The 24,056-nt window shown below is 42.8% G+C and carries 18 protein-coding genes and 2 pseudogenes; 10 read left to right on the forward strand and 10 right to left on the reverse strand.

Features of this window, described 5'->3' with window-relative positions:
* Positions 1–99 precede the first annotated feature (99 nt).
* The gene (locus tag V7K61_RS04595) at positions 100–1,467 is read right to left on the reverse strand and encodes an FAD-binding oxidoreductase (protein ID WP_335051353.1); all 1,368 of its coding nucleotides are present in this window, start codon (positions 1,465–1,467) and stop codon (positions 100–102) included.
* Positions 1,468–1,868: 401 nt separating this feature from the next.
* Entirely contained in the window at positions 1,869–3,536 is a 1,668-nt protein-coding gene (locus V7K61_RS04600; RefSeq protein WP_335051509.1) for an iron uptake porin, read from the reverse strand.
* A 255-nt stretch (positions 3,537–3,791) separates the two neighbouring features.
* Between V7K61_RS04600 and V7K61_RS04605 the strand changes: the two genes are divergently transcribed.
* Positions 3,792–6,170 carry a hypothetical protein gene (locus tag V7K61_RS04605; protein ID WP_335051355.1) on the forward strand — a complete coding sequence of 793 codons (2,379 nt, stop codon included), beginning with the start codon at positions 3,792–3,794 and terminating at the stop codon, positions 6,168–6,170.
* 128 nt (positions 6,171–6,298) lie between these two features.
* Here the strand turns inward: V7K61_RS04605 and V7K61_RS04610 are convergent, their stop codons facing one another.
* Positions 6,299–6,493, reverse strand: a complete 195-nt coding sequence (locus tag V7K61_RS04610) for a hypothetical protein (protein WP_094350358.1) — start codon at positions 6,491–6,493, stop codon at positions 6,299–6,301.
* A 645-nt stretch (positions 6,494–7,138) separates the two neighbouring features.
* On the opposite strand from V7K61_RS04610, the gene thrC reads away from it, so the two are divergent.
* Positions 7,139–8,230, forward strand: a complete 1,092-nt coding sequence (gene thrC / locus V7K61_RS04615; RefSeq protein WP_335051358.1) for a threonine synthase — start codon at positions 7,139–7,141, stop codon at positions 8,228–8,230.
* A 169-nt stretch (positions 8,231–8,399) separates the two neighbouring features.
* On the opposite strand, the pseudogene V7K61_RS04620 reads toward thrC, so the two are convergent.
* Positions 8,400–8,846, reverse strand: a pseudogene (locus tag V7K61_RS04620) (hypothetical protein); the annotation flags it as partial.
* A 143-nt stretch (positions 8,847–8,989) separates the two neighbouring features.
* Between V7K61_RS04620 and V7K61_RS04625 the strand changes: the two are divergent.
* From V7K61_RS04625 to V7K61_RS04635, 3 genes are all read left to right on the forward strand, one after another.
* A complete protein-coding gene (locus V7K61_RS04625; protein WP_335051360.1) occupies positions 8,990–9,889 on the forward strand; it encodes a YihY/virulence factor BrkB family protein in 900 nt (299 codons plus the stop codon).
* A gap of 87 nt (positions 9,890–9,976) precedes the next feature.
* Entirely contained in the window at positions 9,977–10,483 is a 507-nt protein-coding gene (locus V7K61_RS04630) for a DUF4112 domain-containing protein (RefSeq protein ID WP_335051362.1), read from the forward strand.
* A gap of 19 nt (positions 10,484–10,502) precedes the next feature.
* Entirely contained in the window at positions 10,503–11,435 is a 933-nt protein-coding gene (locus V7K61_RS04635; protein ID WP_335051364.1) for an alpha/beta fold hydrolase, read from the forward strand.
* A 1,097-nt stretch (positions 11,436–12,532) separates the two neighbouring features.
* On the opposite strand, the gene V7K61_RS04640 is transcribed toward V7K61_RS04635, so the two are convergent.
* Together V7K61_RS04640 and V7K61_RS04645 are read right to left on the reverse strand one after the other, a co-directional pair.
* Positions 12,533–13,027 carry a hypothetical protein gene (locus V7K61_RS04640; RefSeq protein ID WP_335051366.1) on the reverse strand — a complete coding sequence of 165 codons (495 nt, stop codon included), beginning with the start codon at positions 13,025–13,027 and terminating at the stop codon, positions 12,533–12,535.
* Positions 13,028–13,383: 356 nt separating this feature from the next.
* The gene (locus tag V7K61_RS04645; protein ID WP_335051368.1) at positions 13,384–14,484 is read right to left on the reverse strand and encodes a D-alanine--D-alanine ligase family protein; all 1,101 of its coding nucleotides are present in this window, start codon (positions 14,482–14,484) and stop codon (positions 13,384–13,386) included.
* Positions 14,485–14,796: 312 nt separating this feature from the next.
* Between V7K61_RS04645 and V7K61_RS04650 the strand changes: the two genes are divergently transcribed.
* A complete protein-coding gene (locus tag V7K61_RS04650; protein ID WP_335051371.1) occupies positions 14,797–16,488 on the forward strand; it encodes an NAD-binding protein in 1,692 nt (563 codons plus the stop codon).
* Positions 16,489–16,697: 209 nt separating this feature from the next.
* Here V7K61_RS04650 and def read toward each other — a convergent pair whose 3' ends face one another.
* Together def and V7K61_RS04660 are read right to left on the reverse strand one after the other, a co-directional pair.
* The gene (def, locus tag V7K61_RS04655; RefSeq protein WP_335051373.1) at positions 16,698–17,228 is read right to left on the reverse strand and encodes a peptide deformylase; all 531 of its coding nucleotides are present in this window, start codon (positions 17,226–17,228) and stop codon (positions 16,698–16,700) included.
* A gap of 135 nt (positions 17,229–17,363) precedes the next feature.
* Positions 17,364–18,608, reverse strand: coding sequence for an HhoA/HhoB/HtrA family serine endopeptidase (locus tag V7K61_RS04660; protein ID WP_335051375.1), 1,245 nt, complete (start codon positions 18,606–18,608; stop codon positions 17,364–17,366).
* A gap of 306 nt (positions 18,609–18,914) precedes the next feature.
* Here V7K61_RS04660 and dnaA point away from each other — a divergent pair, with 306 nt between their 5' ends.
* Positions 18,915–20,297 carry a chromosomal replication initiator protein DnaA gene (dnaA, locus tag V7K61_RS04665; protein ID WP_292737170.1) on the forward strand — a complete coding sequence of 461 codons (1,383 nt, stop codon included), beginning with the start codon at positions 18,915–18,917 and terminating at the stop codon, positions 20,295–20,297.
* Between the two features lie 227 nt (positions 20,298–20,524).
* Here the strand turns inward: dnaA and V7K61_RS04670 are convergent.
* A pseudogene (locus tag V7K61_RS04670) lies at positions 20,525–20,674 on the reverse strand (two-component system sensor histidine kinase RppB); the annotation flags it as partial.
* A 53-nt stretch (positions 20,675–20,727) separates the two neighbouring features.
* Between V7K61_RS04670 and V7K61_RS04675 the strand changes: the two are divergent.
* Positions 20,728–21,267: a cold shock domain-containing protein gene (locus tag V7K61_RS04675; RefSeq protein WP_335051378.1), complete on the forward strand. Its 540-nt coding sequence runs from the start codon at positions 20,728–20,730 to the stop codon at positions 21,265–21,267.
* Positions 21,268–21,515: 248 nt separating this feature from the next.
* Here V7K61_RS04675 and V7K61_RS04680 read toward each other — a convergent pair whose 3' ends face one another.
* On the reverse strand, positions 21,516–21,956 hold the full coding sequence (locus V7K61_RS04680) for a hypothetical protein (protein ID WP_335051380.1): 441 nt from the start codon (positions 21,954–21,956) through the stop codon (positions 21,516–21,518).
* A gap of 222 nt (positions 21,957–22,178) precedes the next feature.
* Here V7K61_RS04680 and V7K61_RS04685 point away from each other — a divergent pair, with 222 nt between their 5' ends.
* Positions 22,179–22,397 carry a hypothetical protein gene (locus tag V7K61_RS04685; protein WP_335051382.1) on the forward strand — a complete coding sequence of 73 codons (219 nt, stop codon included), beginning with the start codon at positions 22,179–22,181 and terminating at the stop codon, positions 22,395–22,397.
* Positions 22,398–22,501: 104 nt separating this feature from the next.
* The gene (dnaN, locus tag V7K61_RS04690; protein ID WP_335051384.1) at positions 22,502–23,665 is read left to right on the forward strand and encodes a DNA polymerase III subunit beta; all 1,164 of its coding nucleotides are present in this window, start codon (positions 22,502–22,504) and stop codon (positions 23,663–23,665) included.
* Positions 23,666–24,056 lie beyond the last annotated feature (391 nt).

The raw sequence follows: 24,056 nt of genomic DNA on the forward strand, positions 1-24,056 counted from the left end.
AAAATCAAACCACAAATTATAAACGCCCAGCAACTAGCTTTTTGGAGGTAGGTTACACAAATATACAGAGAAATTTCTGATACGTGTTTCTGTAGTTTGCTAATTTTGAATTTGGAATTGAAGAACTTTGCTTTTACCGGGGTTCATCAACCCATAAGGATCGACTATTTCTTTAAATTTTAACTGTTCAGGAGCGATAACTTTTCTGCCGCCGTCCTCAATAATATATGTATGAGGATTGGCAATACTCACACCCTGTTCTTCGTGATAGCGGATAATTTCATTGAGGCGTTCTTCTGTGGTGTAGCGCACAAGTTGCAATGCACCAGGAACTACGACACCATTCACCCGAAAAAATTCTAAATGCATCATTACCTCATCGCCGAAATAATTATACATCTGCTCTACTAGTTGCAAACTGCGTAAGCGCAGCCCGCCGGAGGCATCGCTAGGAAAGAGACTTTGTAAGTATGTAATACCACTATCTACACTCCGGGCAAGTAAGGTAGTGTGGTTCCAGCTAAATTCTGCTAAATGCGTACCTTTGGCTGCTTCCTCCGCTGATTTTTTATATGTAATCTGGCCGCCGTATTGCTGCACCAAAGCCGGTAAGAATTCCAAACTCGGTTCAGAAATTATCAAAAATACTGAGTGAGTTCCTTCAGGAATATACTCTTGTACTGCGTGAAAATATTGGGAAATTGGGGATGCAAAGACAGAAATCAACTTCTTAATCATGCCATCAGCATTGCCAAGAGCCTGACCAAACTTTGCTGCTGCCATAAAGTTGTCAAAGGTGACAATGACTTCTGCCCAAGGATAAGCTGGCCCTAAAGGAATTTCGACTTCAGTGATAATCCCATTAATTCCCCAAGCATGATTTACCTTTTGGACATCATCGCCGCGTAATGCGATCGCACGGGGTTCATCTTCTACAGTGATCACTCGCAATGCTAAGATATTACCGCGATCGCCTAGTAACCCATATTGAATCGAGCCAATACCCCCACTTCCCCCAGCAATAAATCCCCCAATTGTGGCTGTGCGGTACGTAGAGGGTGCCATACGAATTTCCCAGCCGATTTCTCGTGTTTTTTTATCCAAAGCTGCCAACTTCACCCCAGCTTCTACCCGCGCCACCCCCGGTTTCACCCAAAGAATCTCTTGCAAGCGCGTCATATCTAAAATTACGCCACCGTGCAACGGTACACATTGCCCATAATTCCCAGTTCCCGCGCCTCGCACAGTTACAGGTATACGATGTTTTGCACAGGCAGCTGCAACTTTTAAAACCTCTGCTTCATTTGCGGGACGCACTACGATATCCCCAACTTTTCCCTCTAGTTTCGACACTAACACGGGGCTAAAAGTGTGATAATCCTGGGATAATTTTGCGACTTGGGTAGAGTCGGTAATAGTTTCTATGCCTTCTAGAGAATTAATCAGAGCATCTAATTTTGTCGTCATAATATATCCTTTTTTTTTAACGCAAAGGAACGCATTCGCGTTCGCTTTAGCGTCTTTGAAAGAGAAGCGTCTCGCAGAGAAGGTTTACGCAAAGGAACGCAGAGGAGTTAATTCTCTGCGAACCTTTGCGCTTCCCTCAGCGCCCCTCTGCGTTTTTAAATTTTAACTCTCATGTTTCACAGAACGTTCATGCCACTTATACCAATTCTGTATGAAAATGGGCCAAAATAGAAGATGGTGCATTAAATAGAAGAGTTATGGGTATGAGATGGGAGCAACACAAAAAAGTGAAATTGGGTTGAATTCTCAGTTCAATCTCTGCATCTCCCAAAGTTCTGAGCGCTATCTTGCAACGCATCCCGTGGGAAGCCGCAGAATCTTTTTACTATGTAAAACTAAAACTAAAAACTAAAAGTACTACGCAGAATGCCGATAGTAACTGAGTCACTATCTTGTGTGTTACCAGGCTGGATAAGATGAATTATCCCTGGTGTAATACTGATATTATCTGTTAGCTGAAAACGATAAAATGCCTCAATTTGAGTGGTTGTACCTGGTTGTCCACCTGCACGTCCTAAACCTGTATTGATAAAGTCAGGGACATTATTTCCTACAGGTAAGTCACTACTAGTAATTTTAGGAGGTTGACCGACATAAATTCCTCCTAAATTTCCTTTAGCAAGTAAATCAGGGAAATTCAGAAATACCATATAATTTGTCGTTTCTACACTTCCTGATTGCCCAGGAATATAAGATTTAGTATAACCACCCCACGCACCTGCACTAATACGGGGAGAAATTTGCCAAGTGAGAGTTGCACCCACGGCGTTAGTTTGTAGCGGTGCTGATTTTCCGGTAGTGGTATTAACTGTAGTTAAGCATTCATCACCAACAAAAGTTAGCAAACAACCATCTGAAGCGTAATTATTAACGTAATATAAACTTAAATCTAGAGTATCGGTTGGTGTCAGCAGTAATTGCACGCCTGTAGTGGTGGTTCCATCAAATAAACCGCTACCTTTACCAGGATTCCCTGGTTGATAACTAGTATAAATTGCCTGCAAACTAGCGCGTTTAGCAAATTGCCAATCAATAGCTATACCACCGTGACCATATCCCATATTTAAAATTGGGTTTCTTTGGGCAAAATAAGATAATGGCCCTGTTGCAGCACTTTCTACCCGATTGGGGCCTCGGAAAGCGGCTGGCATACTTACGCCTTCTGTTCCTACCATTACTGCTAATTTATTTGTCACCAGCCAATGAAAATTTAGGTCACTTACAATCAAGCTATCTGTAGGAAATTCGTAGCCAAGTAAAACATCATTCCGGGAAACACTATTGGTAAATCTAGGTGTAGTTTTTCCTTTACCATCTAAAAGACCTGTAAACAAGTAACTACTGGGAGTGATTTGACTAGTTAAATACAACTGCGCCAGAGACATAAGATTAATATTTGTCCCTGCATCATCTGTATCTTTTTGTCCATCTCTAGGATTAACATCACCACGATTGTTAGTTCGTCCTTGAATGCCAACTATCAGTAATCCACTGAGTTTAGTTGTTGTTGAGAATTTGTTGGCTTCAATTTCAGCAGTTTTGGCTTCTAAATTATCGACACGACCCCGCAAAGTTACTAATTCAGGAGCAAATTCTGACTGTAATTTTTGTAATATTGCTAAATCTTCGCGAGTGACTAAATCGCTGGTGGCTGTAGCGATTAATTCGTTGACTCTATCTAAACAAGCGTTTATACCCGCAGCAAATTCATATCGAGTTAAGGCGCGATTACCGCGATAGTTGCTATCTGGATAGCCTGCTATACAACCATAACGTTCTACCAAAGACTGCAAGGCTTGGAATGCCCAATCGTTGGGTTGTACATCCTTGAGTTGAGATACCGATGTAACTTGGTTCATCGGTTCTTCTGGGGAGAGGGAAGGGGATGAGGGAATAATATTATCGCCCTTAACTCCTATCTCCTGAGTAGTTTCTGGATTGATGTACTCTTGTGCTAATGCTTTTTGTGCAACTCCATTTATTCCCGCAATTAGTAACCATGCGAGCATCCAGGTTTGGCAATGACTGCGGCTAATAAGTCTACCTTTCAATTTTTTACACTCTGCTCACATACTTAAGTGAAGAGTGTATTCCCGATTGTCTAGGGTTCACATGGGGACATTTACGGATTTTGTTCCAAATTAGACTTAATGCTTCTGGGCAACTTTTGCAAGGGCGAGTATAACAGGGTATTGGGGAATGGGGACTGGGGACTAGGAAAGAGTTTCTCACTCCCTAATCCTCAATTCTCTAATCCCGAATCTATGGCAAATCGTTCACGCAAGCTGAAGCCAAAAGCCTCTAAACCAAATCAACCTCCTGCTGGTGCGATGAAACGCGTCGTTAAAAAACCCCAGAAAAAGCTAAAACGAGGAAGTTGGTTGTCGTCAATACTAGCGATGTCTACGACGGGCTGCGCCTACGCAATTATCTTAAGTAGTGCTAGTCTAGTTATGGCTTTTGCCTGGATTAGTGTTCTCTTCATCTTCAATCCAGACGAGGTAAGCTGGCTAAATAAAATTTTACCTGCATGGGCACAAATCCCCCTTGGTAAGCACGAACGCCCCCAAACTCTCAAACAAATTCAACTCGATTTGAGTAAAAAAAACCAAATATTTGGGGAAACTCTACCTTTACATCAGGATGTGAAAACCTCATTTTTACTACCAGTTTTTCAACAACGCGCTAATTGTCAATATGATTGTGAAGAACTGGTGGAACTCAGGGTTTACGAGCGCTCAGAAGAGTTAGAGTTTAAATCTCAGTCAGAAAATTACTACTATTTAGCAACTCAATTACCTATAACTGGCCCAGATGAATCCTTTTTGATTTCTTCTTTGCTTGATGGAACATCAGAACCCCAGGATATCAGTATTCCCCTACCTTTAACTGAAGTGCAACGCTTTGAAGGTAAGACACCATCATCAGGCGTTTGGTTTGACTTGCGCGGTAAACGCCAACAAGGAACTGGTACTATCCGCTACGGTTACGTCGTATACTACAATCCAGAACGCACGAATTTACTACAAATGTTGTCTTGGATTAGTCCTAATGGACAATTGCCCAAATGGCAGCAGGTAACTGGTGATGGTACAAAAGAGTTAGTTGTCGATCAAACAGTAGGTTTAGAACCGCACTTACAGGTTTACCAAGTCAAACCTTTGAAGTTATTCCTCAAACCAATTCAATTGGAAGCGATTAGCCTCAAATCGTCAGCCCTCAAGGATTTTGGATACCAAAGTGCCCTGTCAATTGCTCGTAGTGGATTGTGGACACCAGCCTTTGAATGGTTAAAATTTGTCAAGAAACAGCGCAAAGGAGTTTTACCAGAAGTAGCGCAAGCGCAAATGGATTTGATTCGCTTGCATTCTCAACTTACTAAAACCCAAGCCCAGAAGATTTGGGCAAGTCCTAGTCAAGAAGTGCTAGCAGATTTGATTGATGGTCGCTGGGAGAAAGCTTTACAGGTATTTGAAGCGTCGCCACATAATGCCCAAGAAATTGCTACTCTACTCAAAGCTGATGAAAAACGGTTGTGGAATCGCACAGTGGCGGCGTTGCAGGTGAACCCAAATAGACGAGAGGTGCAAGCTTGGTTCGCGTTGATTTTAGCAGTGCAGCGGGGAGAAAAACACGCTAATTCTTGGTTAAAGGCGCAACCAAAAATTACAAAAGAGAATCTTGACTATATTCAAAGTTTGTTGGCAAGACTCAATGGTGAGGGGACATCGCAAATATCCTCTACTCACCCTAGTCAGATTGTTGGTACGGTGCAACCAATTACTCAAGTTACCAACACCGAATGGCTGCAACCAAATTCCCTAGCAGATTTGAAACTTACGGATAACCAAGTTTGGTATCAGGTGGAGGTGAGTGCATTTAATGACGGAAAACGCTGGCTAAATTTCCCCTTTGAGAATTTAAACCCCCCGAAAACTGACGCGGCCAAATTTTTCTGGAAAACTTTGGGAATCACTTCTGACCCGGAAATCCAGATTATAGTCTGGTTGCCAAATGGAGAACAAAAAATTACTATCGCCGCTATCAAAGCGGTGCAACTACGGGGTAAAGTTTTGCGCCTATTAGCTGCTGGCCCAAAAATTCCAGATAATCAAAACGATGTTCTCCAACCCAAGTCTTTAGCTTTGACCAATGCAGCACTGGAATGGGTGCAACCATCTCCTATTACTCTACGAGAGCTGCATCAACAAAATCCCCAAGGGGTGAAGGTAATGCTATCAAGTCTGTGGCAATCTTTACAAAAATCCGGTGAACTTCCGACTGGTAACATTCCTAGCTTTGAACAGATGCAGGAAAAATTGGGTGATTGGCCCGTTCAAGTGATTGATTTAACAAATAACGCTAAATCAGAAATAATACTGACTATCTCACCAGAAGCAATAGCATCCTTGAATCAGACGCCACCTGAAATTCAGGGAGAAAAACCAGAGCAACGCCGTGACCGGACTATAATTTTCTCTGATGGAAATAAAATCATTTACACTGATTTTACAGGAAATTACTTACAAAGACTCTCTGCGATCGCCAAGCTTTCAGGGGTGCAATCCTTAGCTTTACTGGTAGAAAATGCTCATAACTACAGTTTGAGGCGCTGGTCAGAGAAAAATCAGCGCTTTGAATAACGCACCCCTGACTCAAATTTCCCCTTTACTCAATCAAATTTAAATTAAAGAGGGGAAAAGCATAGGCGTAGCCCGTACTTCGGTTGCGCTCAGTGACCGTCGTAGACATCGCTATCTACAAGGCTGACTTATTCTTCTTTTTGGTTGGTTTCGGCTAAACGTTGGTGCTTCAAGTTTTCCAATTGCTGCAACAGAGAGTCTACCTCTGCTTGTAAATGCATCAATTTAGCTTGCTGGTCATCTTGATAATAAGACTTGGTTAACTTACTGACCCAGGCAGTCTGGGACTCGCAATCGGAAACACTAGATAAATAAGTAGGCATCGCTAATTAAATCCACTATTTAACTCACACCATTAGAAATATTATAATAATGCTCTTTTAAGCTTTATTAAATAATTGTATATTTTCAATCAATTACTCTAATGGATTTTGGGTTCAATCATAAAAGACGGTGATTAGAATGGCTGTGTTCCAAAAAAACACTGACCCAAGTGTGTAAAGTATCCTTCCACTGGAAGGTACTTATGGAATAGTTAATTTATACTCTGTCAATTATGGTTGTACAAATAATTATCGCCGTTTTTGAGGAATTTACGCAAGAAATTTATGTAGACTATATCAAGAATTACGCTAAATAATGAAAAAACGTAGGCTGAAGCACTTGCAAGTCAAAGAAGAATTCTATAGATTTGCAGATGATTTTTCACCTCGTCAGTATCCTCTAAGGTAATTTGTTGAAGCGAAGGTCGCCGTGGCGGTTTATGATAAATTAACGTTCTAAATAAAATAGCAAGTGAAACGCCTGCACCACAAAAAATAATATTCTTAACAAGATTCTTTTCGATTAGGGAACTCTGAACGGGCAACTGGTAACGAAAAATCTACTTTCTTCCTCTTTCCATTTTGCGGTTCCCTATCCCCCCCTTTCTAAATATCCAATCCTTACATTAAGAAATTTTAAATCCCGTGACTTTGAGCCTGTCTGTTGCTACATCTCATCGCCAACCCTGGCCCGGACTGATAGAAGCCTATCGCGAATACTTGCCTGTCAGCGAAAAAACACCGATTGTGACTCTATTGGAGGGCAACACACCTCTAATACCAGCGCCAGCGATCGCAGAACGCATTGGCAGACAAGTACGAGTTTTTGTAAAATACGACGGTCTGAATCCTACCGGCAGCTTCAAAGACCGGGGTATGACTATGGCAATTTCCAAGGCCAAGGAAGCAGGGGCAAAAGCAGTCATTTGTGCCAGTACGGGCAACACCTCAGCCGCCGCCGCCGCTTATGCCAGACGGGGAGGCATGAATGCCTTTGTATTGATTCCCGATGGCTATGTGGCGCTGGGCAAGTTAGCTCAAGCATTACTATACGGCGCAGAAGTATTGGCAATTAAGGGTAATTTTGACCAAGCTCTAGAAATTGTCCGCGAGATGTCCGAAAGCTATCCGATCACTTTGGTGAATTCAGTCAATCCCTACCGCCTAGAAGGACAGAAAACAGGAGCCTTTGAAATTGTTGATGCATTGGGTGATGCACCAGACTGGCTGTGTATTCCCGTGGGAAATGCCGGAAATATCACAGCATATTGGATGGGATTTTGTCAATATCATCAAGCCAGAAAGTGCGATCGCCTACCCAAGATGATGGGATTCCAAGCCGCAGGAGCAGCCCCCTTAGTACACGGTCAGCCAGTGGCGCATCCCGAAACCCTGGCGACAGCAATTCGTATTGGCAACCCTGCAAGTTGGGATTTAGCGATCGCAGCCCAAACCGCAAGTCAAGGAAATTTCCACGCTGTTACCGATGCCGAAATTCTCGATGCTTATCGACTTTTGGCAGCATCAGAAGGTATCTTCTGCGAACCTGCTAGCGCCGCTTCTGTAGCCGGGTTGTTGCAGGTGAAAGACCAAGTTCCCACAGGGGCGACAGTCGTTTGTGTTCTCACAGGCAATGGTCTAAAAGACCCAGATACAGCCATTAAACACAATCACAGTCAATTTCAACAAGGTATCGCGGCAGAACTAGGCGCAGTAGCCAAGGCAATGGGATTTTAGGGCATTGGGCATGGAAAGAGGCAGAGGGGCAGAGGGGCAGAGGGGCAGAGGAGAAAAACTTACTGCAATTTCTCCCCTGCTCCCCTGCTCCCCTGCTCCCCTGCTCCCCTGCTCCCCTGCTCCCCTGCTCCCCTGCTCCCCTGCTCCCCTGCTCCCCTGCTCCCCTGCCCCCTGCCCCTGCTCGTTCGTGTGCCAAGCTATCAATAGCATCACCCAAGGCAGTAGTCAGGTTATTGCGGCTTTGGGCGTGATTATCCTGCTCAGTTTTCAAAGCTTGCAAGAGGCGATCGCGTTCTTTAATCGCGGCGATAAGTTTAGCTTGCAAGTCTTCCACAGATTTTAGCTGTTCTATTTCTTGTTGAATCGCTACTGGTGTCGCAGCAGCCAGTGTGTCTACTTCAAGACCTTGGAGTTTATGCAGTTCTGCCTTGAGAGAGGCGATCGTCTGTTGAGAAAGTTGGGTATCTGTGCGGCGTTGTTCTGCTTCTGTGTTGTAAAGCTGACGCCATTTTTGGGCACTTTCCCAAGCCGTATCGCGCTCGTGTTGCAGCTGTGCCATCTGCTCTTTAATTACCTGGATTTCTGTCAACCACTGTTGTGTTAAATCTTGATTCATAGATTAATAGTCATTAGTCATTAGTCAATGGTCATTAGTTAGGAACTTTCCACTCAGTATTCTTGCGGTAGAAAGATAGATGCGATCGCTACGCAAAATTTAGCACAGTAGTTAATAAACCCAACCAGTTTTAACTCTAAATTATGCCAAAGCCTCGTTTTTTTCGCTTCTTTCGCCACCTCAATTGGCGCACGATTAAAAAAACTTTTTCCAGAACAATTGAAAGGCGACTTTTGGGACTCGCCTCGGAAATCGCCTTTAATGCCATGCTATCGCTGTTTCCAGCAATTCTTGCTATCATCACAGCCATTGGCTTATTGGCAGAATCTTTACAAAATACCTTTAAACAACTGGCGATACAACTAAGTCAAGTCCTACCCGAACAAGCCCTGGATCTGATTCGTGATTTTGCCACCACAGAAATTACCAACTCCAAAAACAGGGGTTTGTTTTCTCTAAGCTTTGTATTAGCAATTTGGACTGCTTCGGGGGCGGTGAGTACCGCAATGACAGCCCTCGATCAAATCCATCAAATTCCCTCAGAAAACATCCGCCCCTTTTGGAAAGCCAAACTTGTTTCTCTGGGATTAACAGTCGGTACTATGTTGCTTTTAGTATTGGCTTCTTTCTCAGTATTTACTAGCGACTGGCTTTTGGGAATAGTAGTGCGCGAAAATAGTTCTTTGATCTTTTTGTTGCATCTTTGGCTACTGTTACGCTGGCCTTTATCTTTAAGCATTGTTGCTGTCGCCTTTGGCTTTGTCTATCGCTATGGGCCAAGCAAGTGGAACTCAGGCACGCCAATGATGCCTGGAGCAATTTTAGCAGCTGTTTTTTGGGCAATGTTGTCTGCTCTATTTCGGCTGTATGTGGCGAATTTTGGCAATTATAATAAAGTATATGGTGCTGTAGGAGCTGTGATAGTTTTAATGCTCTGGCTGTCAATGAGCGCTGCTGTTCTGTTAATCGGCGATCAGTTGAACGTGACTGTCGGCGAAGATATGCGCTTAAAAGCCCAGTCGCAATCGCAAGTCAAATATTAATTCGTAAATCCCTGAGAAAATGATTGCAAAAGCTCAGTAGGGGAGTAAAATATCTAACGATTCAATACAAAGTTAGCGATCGCCTCCATGTCTGATTCTCCTCCTCGATTTCCGATGATTGAACCTGATGCCAAAGCACCCACGTTGAAGCGCCTGCGTCAGTTAAGTCGGCTACTGGATAATGTTATTACTATTCCTGGCACAAAGATTGGTTTTGGTTTAGATCCAATTTTAGGACTCATACCGATTGGTGGTGATTTTTTGGGAATAATGTTTTCTAGCTACATCATTCTAGAAGCAGCACGGCTAGGCGTATCTAGAGCCACTCTAGGTAAAATGGTTTTGAACGTAATCATTGATGGTTTGGTAGGCGCTGTCCCAGTTTTGGGAGACTTTTTTGATTTTGCCTGGAGAGCTAACACTAATAATATCAAGCTCTTGGAAGAATACTTAAAGTTTCCCAGCGAGCAAAAGAGTGCAGACAGGTGGTTTATCTTTGCCGTTTTGGTTGGACTGTTGTTAATCTCCATTGTCTTAGTAGCATTGCCCGTGATCCTAATTAGAATTTTGTGGAGCGTCTTTACAGGCGGTTAAATTGTTTATTGATAAAAGAATGAAAGATTGGTGGCAAGCTACTTTTCCTAAAGGGCGGCAAAGTCTAATTATTAGTGATGCTAAAGGGTATCCTGTACAAATTGCTTATGGCGAAAGAGGTAGAGGTAAACCGCTAATTTTGTTACATGGTATGGGGAGTTGGAGCTACAATTGGCGCCACAGCGTAGCAGCATTATCTAAATATTACCGAGTAATTTGTTTTGATGCTAAAGGTTTTGGTTTTTCCGAAAAACCATTGTCTCGTAAAGAACACAACGGTCATCAAGTTATTGAGTTTAAAAGAATTATTCAGGCATTATGTGATGAACCCGCAGTGATTGTGGCAGAATCTCTGGGGGGATTAGTTGCCCTTGCTCTTGCTCAAGAAAACCCAGAGTTAATCGGACGGCTTATAGTAGTAAACGTACCTGTTTTTGCCGAACAGCTACCTCATTGGTCTATGTGGTTGCTTGCCCAAACGCCCTTAGAAATAATGCAAACAATCGACTCCTTACGTCTGACATATTTGTTTGCACCTCTATTTAGAGAAGTTATGGCAATAGAAAGACGTAGGGTATTATTCGATCCCTCAATTTTGACGCAGGAAGATATCTATTGGATAACTTACCCGTTTACTGAATTGCCTGGTACGATCGCAAAAGTTGCCGAAGAGTTACAAATAGCCGCGCGAGAAATCGAGAATTGGCAAGCAAATAAGCCCAATATGCTCACCAAAATTCAAAATAACCTGAGTGCCATTAAGTGTCCTACACTAGTTTTGTGGGGTGAGCAAGATAGTTGGTTTCCTGCTAGTCATGGTAAAAAATTACATCAACATATCCCCAATTCCAAATTACAGATTTTATCTAACTGCTGTCATGATGCCTCAACTGGGGCTTCTGAGGTGTTGAATAAAACGATTCTTGAGTTTTTACGAGATACTAACTTTTAAAGAAGAATTCAGAAGCCAGAATTCAGAATTCAGTAATATTTTAGTAGGGGTTTGAAATCCAGTGATTCAGATCCTCTCTACGTTCGCGCAGCGTGTCGCAGACAGACGATGCGCGTAGCTTGCTTCTATGCAGGAGTGCTACTGTTGCGCTATATACCAGTTGCACAAAATTCATTCTGACTCCTGAATTCTGACTCCTGTTAGCGCAGCGGGGCGTAAGCCCATTCTGACTCCTGAATTCTGTTTAGATAAAAAGAGAGTGGGAGGAAGCATATCAGTTAGCTTTCAAACTCCCACTCTACCATTTGCTGCTGAAGTGAGCAGGAATGTATACAGACGTTACCCGTTACTTGGGGGCTAATGCGTAGTTTAACAACAACGCCTGCACGCATTGAATATTCCTGTTGCAGCAAATGCCAAACCTGATTATTGAATTTATTTACTGAGATAAATACTCGGCAAATAATTGTTAGAGATAGCTTTTTGTTTTTGTAAATCACTTAGTAAATAGTGTTTTACAAAAGGAATTTGCTGAGGTGGTAGTCCCTGATAATCAAACCCTTGAAGTCGTTTATCTTCATACAATTTAACTTGAATCATCAAAAGCTTGTTGCCATTTTGGCAAGTTTTTAAATTTCCTAATTGCTCATATCTAACTTTTTAAAAGCAGTTAAACCGCTATATATAGCAATCCGATAGCGAAGCGGTAGCGAGTCAGACGCTCCTGCGTCGCTAACGCTGCGCTATCGAGCGTCTTTGATTTATGAATCACTCGTAGAGGTAAGGGACTGGGGACTGGGGACTGGGAAGAAGGAATAAAGGTGTACTGAGTTTTGTTCAAAAATCAAATATGAGTCCTATAGCAAATAAATTATTCGTACATATAGCGGTTCTCGTTTAAGTAGGGGCACGTTGTCGGAGACTGGAAACGAGATTTTTGGCATAGTGTGCCCCTACACCTTGCGATATAACGTCGTACCACATCTGAATGGAAAACCCTATAACAAGATTCCCGACTTCTTAGAGAAAGTCGGGAATCTAAGCCAAGCTAATTGGCAAAAAGTGTTAATTTAACGGGGTTTTACTTTACCGTAGTATTAATACTGGCGTAAAATGGCAGACAATGAACTATTTTTACGAAGATCCATCAAGTCTGCTAAAGGTTCTGTGCGCGTATCCAGGTGGTGCTTGTGTTCTGCTGGCAAAACAGTTACCAGATGCTTTGTTTTAGGTTGCATCTGCATAAGGGGCATTAGTTGTGGCTGTGGCACAAAAATTGGCTGACTCTTGGGAAGATTTGGTTCCAATTTTTGGTAATGCTTCTGTGCCAAGCGTACTTGATGGCGATTAACCTGCTTTTGAACTTTTTGCGGTTGCTTGGTGCGGTTAAGCACTCGGAAAATCAGCAAAGAACCACCACCACAGCTGAGAACGATCGCAGCAATCATCCATAAAGGTGTAGGATTGCTATTCTCAGAGGGCGGACTGATTGGTTCTTCAACTATAACTGGGATTTTTTCTGGTTCTTCTTGTGGCACGGGGCCAGCATTACCTAAGCTATATAAAGCAAAGGTGCCACCTCCCAGAAACATGGCTAAACACCCAGTCAACAATAGCCAAGGATGATGTGCAACCAGATATATCAGAACATTCGAGCTGTTTCTTAGTCTCGATTTCCTGTTTGTCAGCTCTGGAGTAGCCCTTTTTAATTGGGTTCGCTCGCGCTGTACACTCTGACTTTTTTCCATGATTACTTTCAGATTTGTACCCCTCTAGTCAATAAATTGTACTGGAGGAGTCAAGCATCAGGTATCCGTAACAAAGTTTAGATTTTAGTAGCTTTTTTGTAAAACATAAGATACAAAATCTGGCTAAATTTTGCCAAAGTTCTGTATTTATTGTGACTTTTTGCCGTAATAATCTGAAATCAGTTTGCTGATTTATTCTGTCAGTTAGGAGAATGCCTTTCAAGAGCAAGTTGAATTAACCGATCGACTAATTCTGGAAAGGAGACTCCACTATGTGCCCACAGTTGGGGATACATACTTGTCGCAGTAAAGCCTGGTAACGTATTGATTTCGTTAATAAATACTTCTTGTGTTGCTTCCACATAGAAAAAATCTACCCTTGCTAACCCAGCAGCGTCAACAGCGGCAAAAGCTTGCAAAGCCATGTCCTGAATTTGACGAGCGATCGCATCTGGAAGCTGTGCGGGGATCAGTAAATCTGCCCGACCCTCAGTATATTTAGTTTCATAATCATAAAAATCGCTGTCATAAGTAATCTCTCCAATGACAGAGGCTTGGGGTTGATCGTTACCTAATACGGCACACTCAACTTCTCTAGCGACGACACCAGCTTCTACAACTAGTCGGCGATCGTAACTGGCAGCATTATCTAAAGCAGCTTCTAATTCTTGGCGCGATCGCACTTTGGCAATACCCACCGATGAACCTAAATTAGCTGGCTTGACAAAAGCTGGATAACCTAATGTTGCCTCAATTTCATCACACAGTTTCGGAAATACGCACGGATTAGACCAAACCTGCGCTCTAGTTACCGCTTTATATTTTACCTGTGGTAATCCCGCTTGCTCAAAGGCAATTTTCATGGCAATTTTATCCATCCCCATTGCCGAACCTAACACCCCAGACCCAACAAAGGGGACTTGCATCAAGGTGAGTAATCCTTGAATTGTCCCATCTTCACCGTTGGGGCCGTGGAGGATGGGAAACCAAACATCTACTTGGGCAACTTGAGAGGGAGATTGCCACTTGCTCAGGGTTTGGGCTTGAGGGTTGGATGTCAGATTTCCAACAGATGTTGATTCTGCCGATTCCAGTAGCGGACTGCCGCTTGCTAAGACCTTTTCGGGTGCTTCTCCTGCCAGCCAGCGGCCATCTTTTTGGATGTAAAAAGGCAATATTTCGTACTTACTAGCATTTTCCCCGGCACTCAAGGCGTTAGCGATCGCCCCTGCTGATTTGATCGAAACTTCATGTTCTCCCGAACGACCGCCAAACAGTAACCCCACCCGTAGCTTAGTCATTTTCGGCTCCTCCACACTTCTCAAGCAGATAGCGTATCACAACCTACAAAAATTGCCATATTTTTCTATATTATTTTATTGCCCGTTCAAACCCTACCCCCATTTCTAACAAGCTTGAGGGGCAGAGGGCAAAAACTTACTGCAACTTCTCCCTTGCTCCCTTGCTCCCCTGCTCCCCTGCTCCCCTCCCCGCTCCCTGCTCCCAATTAAAACAATCGTGTTGTCAGCTACAGTTATATTTCAGGAGAATGGGCAACAATATTAATAACTAACTAGAAATGCAGCCCTACCTGTAAAAGATGCTGCCGTTTCATGAAACCCAGAATTATTGTTTGTGGCTTAGGACGTACCGGATATAAAACCTTTCGTCTGCTGAGACATCAGGGAGCCTTCGTTGTTGGCATTCACCACCAATCTATCCCTGGCGAAACCGCAGGAGATGTGATTGTTGGAGATTTACAAGCAGCTTCTACCCTAACAGCAGCAGGAATTCAACAGGCACACACTATAGTCATCGCTGGATCTAAAGATGCTCTGAATTTGTCTATTATGATGCAAGCGCGGGTGCTGAATCCCCAGATTCGGATTATCAACCGTTTTTATAATACAAATTTGGGTGAGCGCCTAGATCAAAGTTTGCCAGACCATTTGAGTATGAGTGTTGTCGGATTAGCAGCACCCGTATTTACCTTTGCAGCGCTGGGAAACCGAGCGATCGGACAAATCAAATTATTTCAGCAAACTTGGCCAATCCATGAAGAATACATTCATGAAAACCACTTCTGGAAAGGTCGAAAGCTGAGTGAATTGTGGGAAGACCGATCGCGGATGCTAATTTATTACTTGCCAGTCAAAGGTGAGATGGATTTGGTATCAGCTGTCATATCTGGCCAAGAAATCCAAGTAGGCGATCGCTTAATTGTTGGCACTCAACCCCGCATCCGTTCTCCTCGGAGATCGTTGATTAGAAAACTGCTGAAAGTTATGACTAATTTTAGGCAGTTTCAGGAACACGGGCGATCGGTAGTATTGGGTGCTATTGCACTATTGACGGTTATTGCGATCGCTACATTCACCTATATGTCAGCTGAGTTGAGTTTGTCTCCTGTCGATGCTCTATATTTTTCTGTCGGCATGATTACGGGAGCGGGTGGAAATGACAAAGTAGTAGAAAATGCTCCTAACAGTATTAAATTATTTACTGTTGTCATGATGCTGGTTGGAGCAGTGGTAATTGGTATTTGGTATGCCATGCTCACCGATTTTGTCTTAGGAAGCCGCTTTAAGCAATTTTGGGATGCAGCCCGAATTCCCCAGCGATCGCACTACATTGTCTGTGGCTTGAGTGGGATTGGGGTGAGAATTGTCCAGCAACTCCACGCCAGCGGACATGAAGTTGTAGTAGTTGAACCCGACTCCAACAGTAAATATATCAACACCGCCCGCGAACTGGGTATCCCCGTCATTCAGGGCGATGCCAGCTTCCGCACAATACTCAAAGCCAGCAATATAGAGTCTGCCGCCGCAGTGCTGGCTGTGACTAGCAATGATGCTACCAATTTGGAAATTGCCCTCAAAGCCAAAGGTTTAACACCCAGCATTCCGGTGATTGTTCATTATGCCGATCCTGATTTTGCTGGGATAGCGCAACAGCTATTTGGCTTCGAGGCTGTACTGAGTCCGGCTGAACTGGCAGCCCCAGCTTTTGCCGCCGCTGCACTAGGGGGACGTATCCTGGGTAATGGCATCACAGCCGATAGTCTTTGGGTAGCTTTTGCGACTGTGATTACAGCTTCACACGTCTTTTGCGGTCAGTGGGTGAAAGATGTAGCGATGTCTGCTGATTGTGTACCTTTATACGTAGAAACAAATCACCAAACTCTTCATGGTTGGGATTTACTAGAAACCAACCTCAGTGCTGGTGATGTTTTATATATGACTATGCCAGCGACGCGGCTATATCAATTATGGCGGGGCGAGCAAGTTTGCGAATCACACGCTTAAATAATTCGTAATTAATATACTACTTCCCACTCCCCATTCCCAATACTGTTCGGTTCATGCAAGAGACGCGATGAATCGCCGTCTCTACAATAACCAGTCTTTTGTAGAGACGGCGATTTATCGCGTCTTTGTGATGATTTATCGTATCTTTAGCGATCTAAAATTTTTATCAAAAAACCTTAACTGAACCGTATTGTTCCCACTCCCATTTATTTGTTAACTACTCGTTGTTGATATTCTTGCTCAGTAATCATATCGAGAGTGTTCTCTAGACGATCGACAAATACGATCCCGTCGAGATGATCGTACTCGTGTTGAAAAATCCGAGCGATAAAATCGGTTAATTCTTGCTTTTGTAAGTTGCCTTCAAAGTCAGTGTATTCGACTTCAATAGATTTATAGCGAGGAACTAACCCCCTAATTCCAGGAACACTTAAACAACCTTCCCAATCTTTGACAACTTCAGTTGAATGAGCAATGATTTTAGGATTAATCATAGCAGTAGGTTCCATTTCCGGGGCGTTGGGATACCTGGCATTAGGACGGGAAGCCACAATAAATAAACGATAGGATTGTGCTACTTGAGGCGCAGCAATTCCCACGCCGTTAGCCTTAGCAACAGTGGCGATTAAGTCCTCAATTAATTTTTGGATCTGTTCATCTTGAATATTCTCAACCCAAGCAGCTTTTTGGCGCAATGTTGGATTGCCTAATTGAATTATTGGCGTTAATTCAGTCATGATAAAACTCCTTTAAGTAATGGAGAGTAGGGAGTGGGAAGCAGGGAAGCAGGGGAGCAGGGGAGCAGGGGAGCAGGGGAAGAAGAACTATTTACAAATGACAAATGACAAATGACAAATGACAAATGACAAGTATTATCCTTCACGTCTAACAGGCAAAGGAGCAGGTTGAACTCCTACTTGGACGATTTGCCCATTGCGTTCCACTTCTATGGGTAATTTAGTACCGATTTTGCTCTTTTCTACTAGCTTTTGTACTTCTTCAATTTTAGTAACAGGCTGGCTGTTAATGGTTTTAATCACATCACCGACTCGTAGTCCAGCTACAGATGCAGGCGATCGCGGCACAATCTCAACCAACAAAACGCCTTCATCTGCTGTAAGATTTAAGCGATCGCCTGCGACATTTTTGATTCTTTCTTTATTTTCTGGTGTCAATGTCACCATCTGCACACCCAAATAAGGATGATCCACCTTGCCTTTAGCGATTAATTCTTGGGCAATCCTTTGGACGGTGTTAATGGGTATAGCAAATCCCAAGCCTTGCGCGCCTCGGATAATCGCTGTATTCATTGCAATTACTTGACCACGAGCATTAAGCAATGGGCCACCGGAATTACCAGGGTTAATTGCAGCATCCGTTTGGATGTAATCAACCCGCTTGTCACTTGCACCGATATCGCTACTAGAACGACCTGTAGCACTAATAATTCCAGAAGTAACGGTATTATTCAAGCCTAAGGGATTACCAATGGCAATCACAGCCTCTCCTGGTTGCAAGGCATCGGAGTTACCCACAGCTAGAGTTGGCAGATTATTCGCATTAATTTTAATCGTTGCCACATCTGTTACCGGGTCTTCACCCAAAACTTTCCCATCAAAAGTCCGGCCATCTTTGAGTATAACAGTCACTCTATCAGCACCATCTACCACATGGGCGTTGGTAACGATTTGACCAGAAGAATTAATAATAAATCCAGAGCCACTACCGCGCTCTACCCGTTGTCTCGGCTGTGGGCTTCCCTCTCCAAAAAACCGCCGGAAAAATGGATCGTTGTTAAATTCGTCTGGTACGCGAGAAGTGATTGTTCGGGAAGAATCAATACGAACTACCGCAGGCCCCACCTGTTGCACTACTTTCACTACAAAATTAGGATCTCCAGACGAAGAGAAAATCGGCGGGGGGACAATTACCGGATTAGGTACTGTTGTGTTTTGGGCTAGAGTATCGCTTTGCTGATTATCAACAGTCCTAGCAGGTACAAGAGAGCAGCTCCCCAGGAACATCACTGCTACCCCGTATGAGAGCATCCACAACCGATGGGGTAAGCCCCTAGTTTTAATTTTTTTGGGCGCTGAGTGATGGTTTGTTATCTTCATGTGTCGTTGCTTCTCCGTGTCAATGAGAGTGCTGAGTTAAAAGTGCCGAGTGCTGAGTTAAAAGACCGCTCATAATAAGGGACGAGGCATATACTGAGTACTAAAGCTCTGATAAATTTTTGCTTTACTCAGCACTCAGTACTCAGCACTCAGCACTCAATTTGGTCAGTGGGTGTTAGGATCTTGCCTACTGGGTATGTCCCAAAATGGTTACAACTTAAAAGCTTATTTTAGGTCTAGCGTGTCTCAATGCTAAATTAGTGCTTTCTCTTCTATTGTGACGATTAGCAGCAAAGGTGGTGGATAATGGAAATTCCCATAGAAAGTCTGTGGAGTCAGGTACTAGAGCGCCTAAAGCTTGAACTATCCCGACCTACCTTTGAAACTTGGATAAAAACTGCTAGTGCAGAGCGATTAGAAAATAATTGTTTGGTTATCCGCACTCCTAATCCATTTGCTCGTAATTGGTTACAGAAGTATTACATCAATACCATTGCTCATGTAGTCCAAGATATTCTCGGTCATCCCGTGGGAATTTACATTACTGTTGCTCAAGGTGATGAAGTTTCTCATTTTAGTGAACGAGAGGTTGCTTGGGAATCACCAAATTCCAGCAGTATTTCTGAACCTGTTGCTAATCACAATCATAAAACTACTGACTTAAACTCTAAATATGTCTTTTCGCGATTTGTAGTTGGTGCTAACAATCGCATGGCTCATGCTGCTTCTTTGGCAGTTGCAGAATCTCCAGGTAAAGAGTTTAATCCTTTGTTTTTATGCGGTGGTGTCGGCTTGGGTAAAACTCATCTGATGCAAGCTATTGGTCATTATCGCTATGCAATTTTTCCTAATTGTAAAATATTTTATGTTTCTACTGAGCAGTTTACTAATGATTTAATTACAGCTATCCGTAAGGATAGTATGCAAAGTTTTCGAGAGCATTACCGGGCGGCTGATGTTTTATTAGTTGATGATATTCAGTTTCTTGAAGGGAAGGAATATACCCAAGAAGAATTCTTTTATACTTTTAATACTCTACATGAAGCTGGTAAACAAGTTGTCATTGCTTCCGACCGCCCACCTAACCAGATTCCTAGTTTGCAAGAACGTCTTTGTTCTCGGTTTTCTATGGGCTTAATTGCCGATATCCAAAAGCCGGATTTAGAAACGAGAATGGCAATTTTGCAGAAAAAGGCCGAAGATGAAAATATTAGTCTTCCCCGCGACGTGATTGAGTATATTGCTTCTAACTATACTTCTAATATTCGAGAATTAGAAGGAGCTTTAATTCGGGCGGTGGCTTATATTTCTATTTGGGGTTTACCGATGACGGTGGAAAATATCACACCAGTGTTAGAACCGCCTAATGAAAAAATGGCAGCTACCCCAGAAGCAATTTTAAAGGTTGTGGCGGATAATTTTGATGTTTCAATAGATGACCTTAAAAGTAACTCACGACGAAGAGAGATTAGCTGGGCGCGTCAATTAGGGATGTATCTGATGCGCCAACACACGGCTTTGAGTTTGCCGAGAATTGGCGAGGAGTTTGGTGGTAAAGACCATACAACGGTAATCTATAGTTGCGATAAAATTACCCAACTTCAAGAGAGCGATCGCACTTTAGCACAAACAATCCGCCAACTGAGCGATCGCATCAATATGACTAGCCGTTCTCAAAAACCATCTTGAAGATTTATTTTAAGTTTTCCACAAGCAGCTGTCTGAATTATGAGCTGTGACGGTTGAAGAATTAGTCGAGAATATTAAGTAATGTATAAAAATTGATTAAATTTAACTTAGATTGTGCAAAAAACTAGGGAAAACTTGATATTCTACAGGGAAAATTTAATTGAGTATAATTACCTTGTGGAAAAGTAGGATAGTTTTTCCACAAGTTTTCCACAGATGTAAAGTAGTTTTAGTTCACGGTCTAATGTCATCCAATGAGCATGAGAAATTGCTCTGTAAATGCCGAATCCGCACAGGCTTAAAATCAAAGCCATGACGAGTGCATACCACAGCGCTAAACGCAGGCGGGTTTGCTGAAACAGTTTATTTTGATTCATCTAGCCTTTGTATGGGAACACTACAAAAGAGGCAGATAGAAGGAGAGTTGTTCATGAAACCTGTTTTCCAAAAAGGTCAATTAACAACATGGAAGGATGATAGGGGTTTTGGCTTCATAAAACCTGCTCAGGGAAGTAAAGAAATTTTTCTTCATATCAGTGCATTGAAGGGAGCATCTCGCCGTCCAAAAGTGGGAGATACGATTCTTTACCAGCTAACAACTCAAGCAAATGGAAAACTTAGCGCTTCTAATGCTTCAATTGAAGGGGTTTTAGCTAAAATTTTGCCAAAGAAACCAAATATCAATAAACGCAGATTACTGCCAAAATTTATCGGCATTGGGATTATGGTTATGATTGCGATTCTTTCACAAGAATTTAGTCGTAGTCGCTCTCCTTCTCTAATTAAACTTGTCACTAAACCAGGATGTGAAATTAAAGGTAACATCTCTATTGATAGGGGAGCTAAGGTTTACCATGTTCCAGGAGCCGAGGATTATGAATCAACAGTAATTGATCCAGCGCGTGGAGAAAGATGGTTTTGCACCGAATCAGAAGCGATCGCCAATGGTTGGCGTAAAGCACCAAAATAGCACCCGCAGCCAAAACTAAGCAGCCTAATATTTCTTAAAACGGGGAGTATCAACAGTCCCAGCAACTTTATTTGTCTCGTTGTCTCGTTCCCAGCCTAGAGGCTGGGAATGTATTCCGAGAGGTTCTACCTCTCGTCAAGCCTACTGGAGGCGGAGCCTCCCAGAATGGGTTCCCAGCCTCCAGGCTGGGAACCAGTTATTTTGTGTTGGTTCAGCTTAACTTAGTACCGTTCCCTATTGGATTTTAGCTAACTGACGATCGCAGCCGAAGCCCCATTCATAGAGCCATTTACAGAAGAAGGCTGAACAGAATCGGTTGCTAAAGGATTGGTGACTTTGGAATTACCTAGTACGCTTCGTTTCTTCTTAGTATTACCTCGTCTAGCACCACCCGCCATCTCGTATTCCTGGCTGATTTTACCGTAACGGCTGGCAACTCCTAGTAACATTTTTTCTGACATTGTTATAACAGTCTGTTCTGCGTTCTTCACATCATCTGTGAGTTTGTCAATGGTAGATAGCGCAGTGTTGTAGGCAGCAAGCTTAGACCGGAGATCGTTAATTGTCGTATTATAAGCTTGTATAGTCAGTCCTTCCCCAAAGTCAAGTTGAACGCTGATAGATTGTAAACTTTCAATTCGGCGATCGGCTCGTTCTAAAACGCTGGAATTTCTTTTACGACGTGCCATAATGCATCTCTGCTACTAGGTTGATAGTACTGTTTTATACAAAAATATATTTAATGTCATGGGGAAATACTACAAATAAGTTGTGTAGGCATAGCTAATAACAGACATCACATCTCCAAAACCTTAGTTAATTTCACTTAAATTATTTTTAGATTTCAGGTAGTAAATTAATTCATAGGCTCATTACAACAAATGCTGCAATGATTTAAACGTTTCTTATATATGGAAGAGCGTGTGTTGCAAAGTATTAAACGTTTGCAGCAACTACTTATACATTTCTTGGAAATACTTAAGCCTTTCTTATATATGGAAGAGCGTGTGTTGCAAAGTATTAAGCCTTTGCAGCAACTACTTATACATTTCTTGGAAATGCTTAAGCCTTTCTTATATATGGAAGAGCATTTGTTGCAAACGTTTAAATTATTACAGCCTGAAGCGTAGAAGCGATGCTTGTGGCGAACTACGCCTACACGCTAATCAAACAAATAGCGATCGCCTATAAACATAAGGATGTTAGGATATCTTTCACTAGCTGCATCTGACTTATGAAATTAGTTTGCTCCCAAAGCGATCTCAGTACAAACCTCTCACTTGTTAGTCGTGCAGTACCTTCACGGCCAACTCATCCGGTACTTGCCAATGTGCTGTTACAAGCGGATGCTGAAACTAACCAAGTAAGCTTAACAGCCTTCGATCTCAGCTTAGGAATCCGCACCAGTTTTAACGCAGAGGTATGGCAAAGTGGTGCGATCGCACTTCCTGCTAAGTTACTTGTAGACATCACCTCTCGTCTTCCAGAAGGCGAAATCACTCTCGATGATGAATCAGCCTTGACAGGTGCAACATCCGGTGGAGAAGGTTTAATTGTCACACTCACACCCAAGAGCGGACATTACCAAGTCCGAGCAATGGGGCCGGAAGAATTTCCCGAACTTCCTGTAATTGAAAATACAGAAGTAATCCATCTCACCACCACTGCATTAATTGAAGGATTACGCGGTTCATTGTTTGCTACCAGTGCTGATGAAACCAAGCAAGTACTCACTGGTGTGCATTTAACAGTTAAACAAGACACCCTAGAATTTGCAGCTACCGACGGACATCGCCTAGCAGTCGTAGAAACTAGCAACGAGCGTCCTCTAGGTGGAACGACTCAACTAGAAGTAACAGTACCAGCTAGGGCATTACGCGAACTTCAACGAATGTTAGCTCATAGCGCTTCATCAGATGAACCCGTAGCTTTATATTTCGATCAAGGTCAAGTTGTGTTTGCATGGCAAAATCAACGCTTGACTAGTCGCACATTAGAAGGGCAATATCCTGCTTATCGACAATTAATTCCGCGCCAATTTGAGCGACAAGTGACAATTGAACGGCGACAATTCGTCAGCACATTGGAACGGATTGCTGTGTTAGCCGATCAGAAAAATAATATTGTCAAAGTCAGTATTGACAGCGAAGCCCAAGAAATTACCTTATCTTGTGAAGCTCAAGATGTGGGCAGTGGTAGAGAGTCAATGCCAGCACAAATTTCTGGGGAAAATATTGAGATTGCCTTTAACATTAAATATTTGATGGAAGGCTTGAAAGAGTTACCATCTTCTGAAATTCAAATGCATTTAAATCAAAGCCTAACTCCAGTGATTTTTACACCATTGGGTGGTTTAAAAATGACCTATTTAGCTATGCCTGTGCAACTTAGAAGTTAGAAGTTATTTATCAAGTAAAAATCTAATTGTATCATGTCCGCTTGATTGCTTATCAAACCCGAAGAACCCCACCCCCGCCAAAGCTACGCTTTGTCTCCCCTCCCCGCTTGCCTACGGTGTACACACAAGTGTTAGTGCAGTGTATCTATCACGCCTCGGAATAAATTCCGAATCTCATAGCGAAAGTCATCTAAAAGATGACTAAACAAGAAATTTAGTTCAGTCCACTAAGCGTGGACTTTAGCTATCAGCCCGGAAATTTAGCCTCGGAATAAATTCCGAGTCTCATAGCGAAAGTCATCTTTTGGAGGACTAAACAAGAAATTTAGTTCAGTCCACGCTTAGTGGACTTTAGCTATCAGCCCGGAACTAAAGTTTCGGGCGTGATATT

The sequence above is a fragment of the Nostoc sp. genome, assembly GCF_036918015.1.
Classification (GTDB): domain Bacteria; phylum Cyanobacteriota; class Cyanobacteriia; order Cyanobacteriales; family Nostocaceae; genus Nostoc.

Coding starts and splice junctions, on each gene's coding strand:
- V7K61_RS04605 (WP_335051355.1), top strand. CDS start 3,792: ATGGCAAATCGTTCACGCAAGCTGAAGCCAAAAGCCTCTAAACCAAAT.
- V7K61_RS04685 (WP_335051382.1), top strand. CDS start 22,179: ATGGAAGAGCGTGTGTTGCAAAGTATTAAACGTTTGCAGCAACTACTT.
- V7K61_RS04595 (WP_335051353.1), bottom strand. CDS start 1,467: ATGACGACAAAATTAGATGCTCTGATTAATTCTCTAGAAGGCATAGAA.
- dnaA (WP_292737170.1), top strand. CDS start 18,915: ATGGAAATTCCCATAGAAAGTCTGTGGAGTCAGGTACTAGAGCGCCTA.
- V7K61_RS04600 (WP_335051509.1), bottom strand. CDS start 3,536: ATGCTCGCATGGTTACTAATTGCGGGAATAAATGGAGTTGCACAAAAA.
- V7K61_RS04680 (WP_335051380.1), bottom strand. CDS start 21,956: ATGGCACGTCGTAAAAGAAATTCCAGCGTTTTAGAACGAGCCGATCGC.
- V7K61_RS04640 (WP_335051366.1), bottom strand. CDS start 13,027: ATGTTTCTGGGAGGTGGCACCTTTGCTTTATATAGCTTAGGTAATGCT.
- dnaN (WP_335051384.1), top strand. CDS start 22,502: ATGAAATTAGTTTGCTCCCAAAGCGATCTCAGTACAAACCTCTCACTT.
- V7K61_RS04625 (WP_335051360.1), top strand. CDS start 8,990: ATGCCAAAGCCTCGTTTTTTTCGCTTCTTTCGCCACCTCAATTGGCGC.
- V7K61_RS04650 (WP_335051371.1), top strand. CDS start 14,797: ATGAAACCCAGAATTATTGTTTGTGGCTTAGGACGTACCGGATATAAA.
- V7K61_RS04610 (WP_094350358.1), bottom strand. CDS start 6,493: ATGCCTACTTATTTATCTAGTGTTTCCGATTGCGAGTCCCAGACTGCC.
- V7K61_RS04630 (WP_335051362.1), top strand. CDS start 9,977: ATGTCTGATTCTCCTCCTCGATTTCCGATGATTGAACCTGATGCCAAA.
- V7K61_RS04660 (WP_335051375.1), bottom strand. CDS start 18,608: ATGAAGATAACAAACCATCACTCAGCGCCCAAAAAAATTAAAACTAGG.
- V7K61_RS04635 (WP_335051364.1), top strand. CDS start 10,503: ATGAAAGATTGGTGGCAAGCTACTTTTCCTAAAGGGCGGCAAAGTCTA.
- V7K61_RS04645 (WP_335051368.1), bottom strand. CDS start 14,484: ATGACTAAGCTACGGGTGGGGTTACTGTTTGGCGGTCGTTCGGGAGAA.
- V7K61_RS04675 (WP_335051378.1), top strand. CDS start 20,728: ATGAAACCTGTTTTCCAAAAAGGTCAATTAACAACATGGAAGGATGAT.
- def (WP_335051373.1), bottom strand. CDS start 17,228: ATGACTGAATTAACGCCAATAATTCAATTAGGCAATCCAACATTGCGC.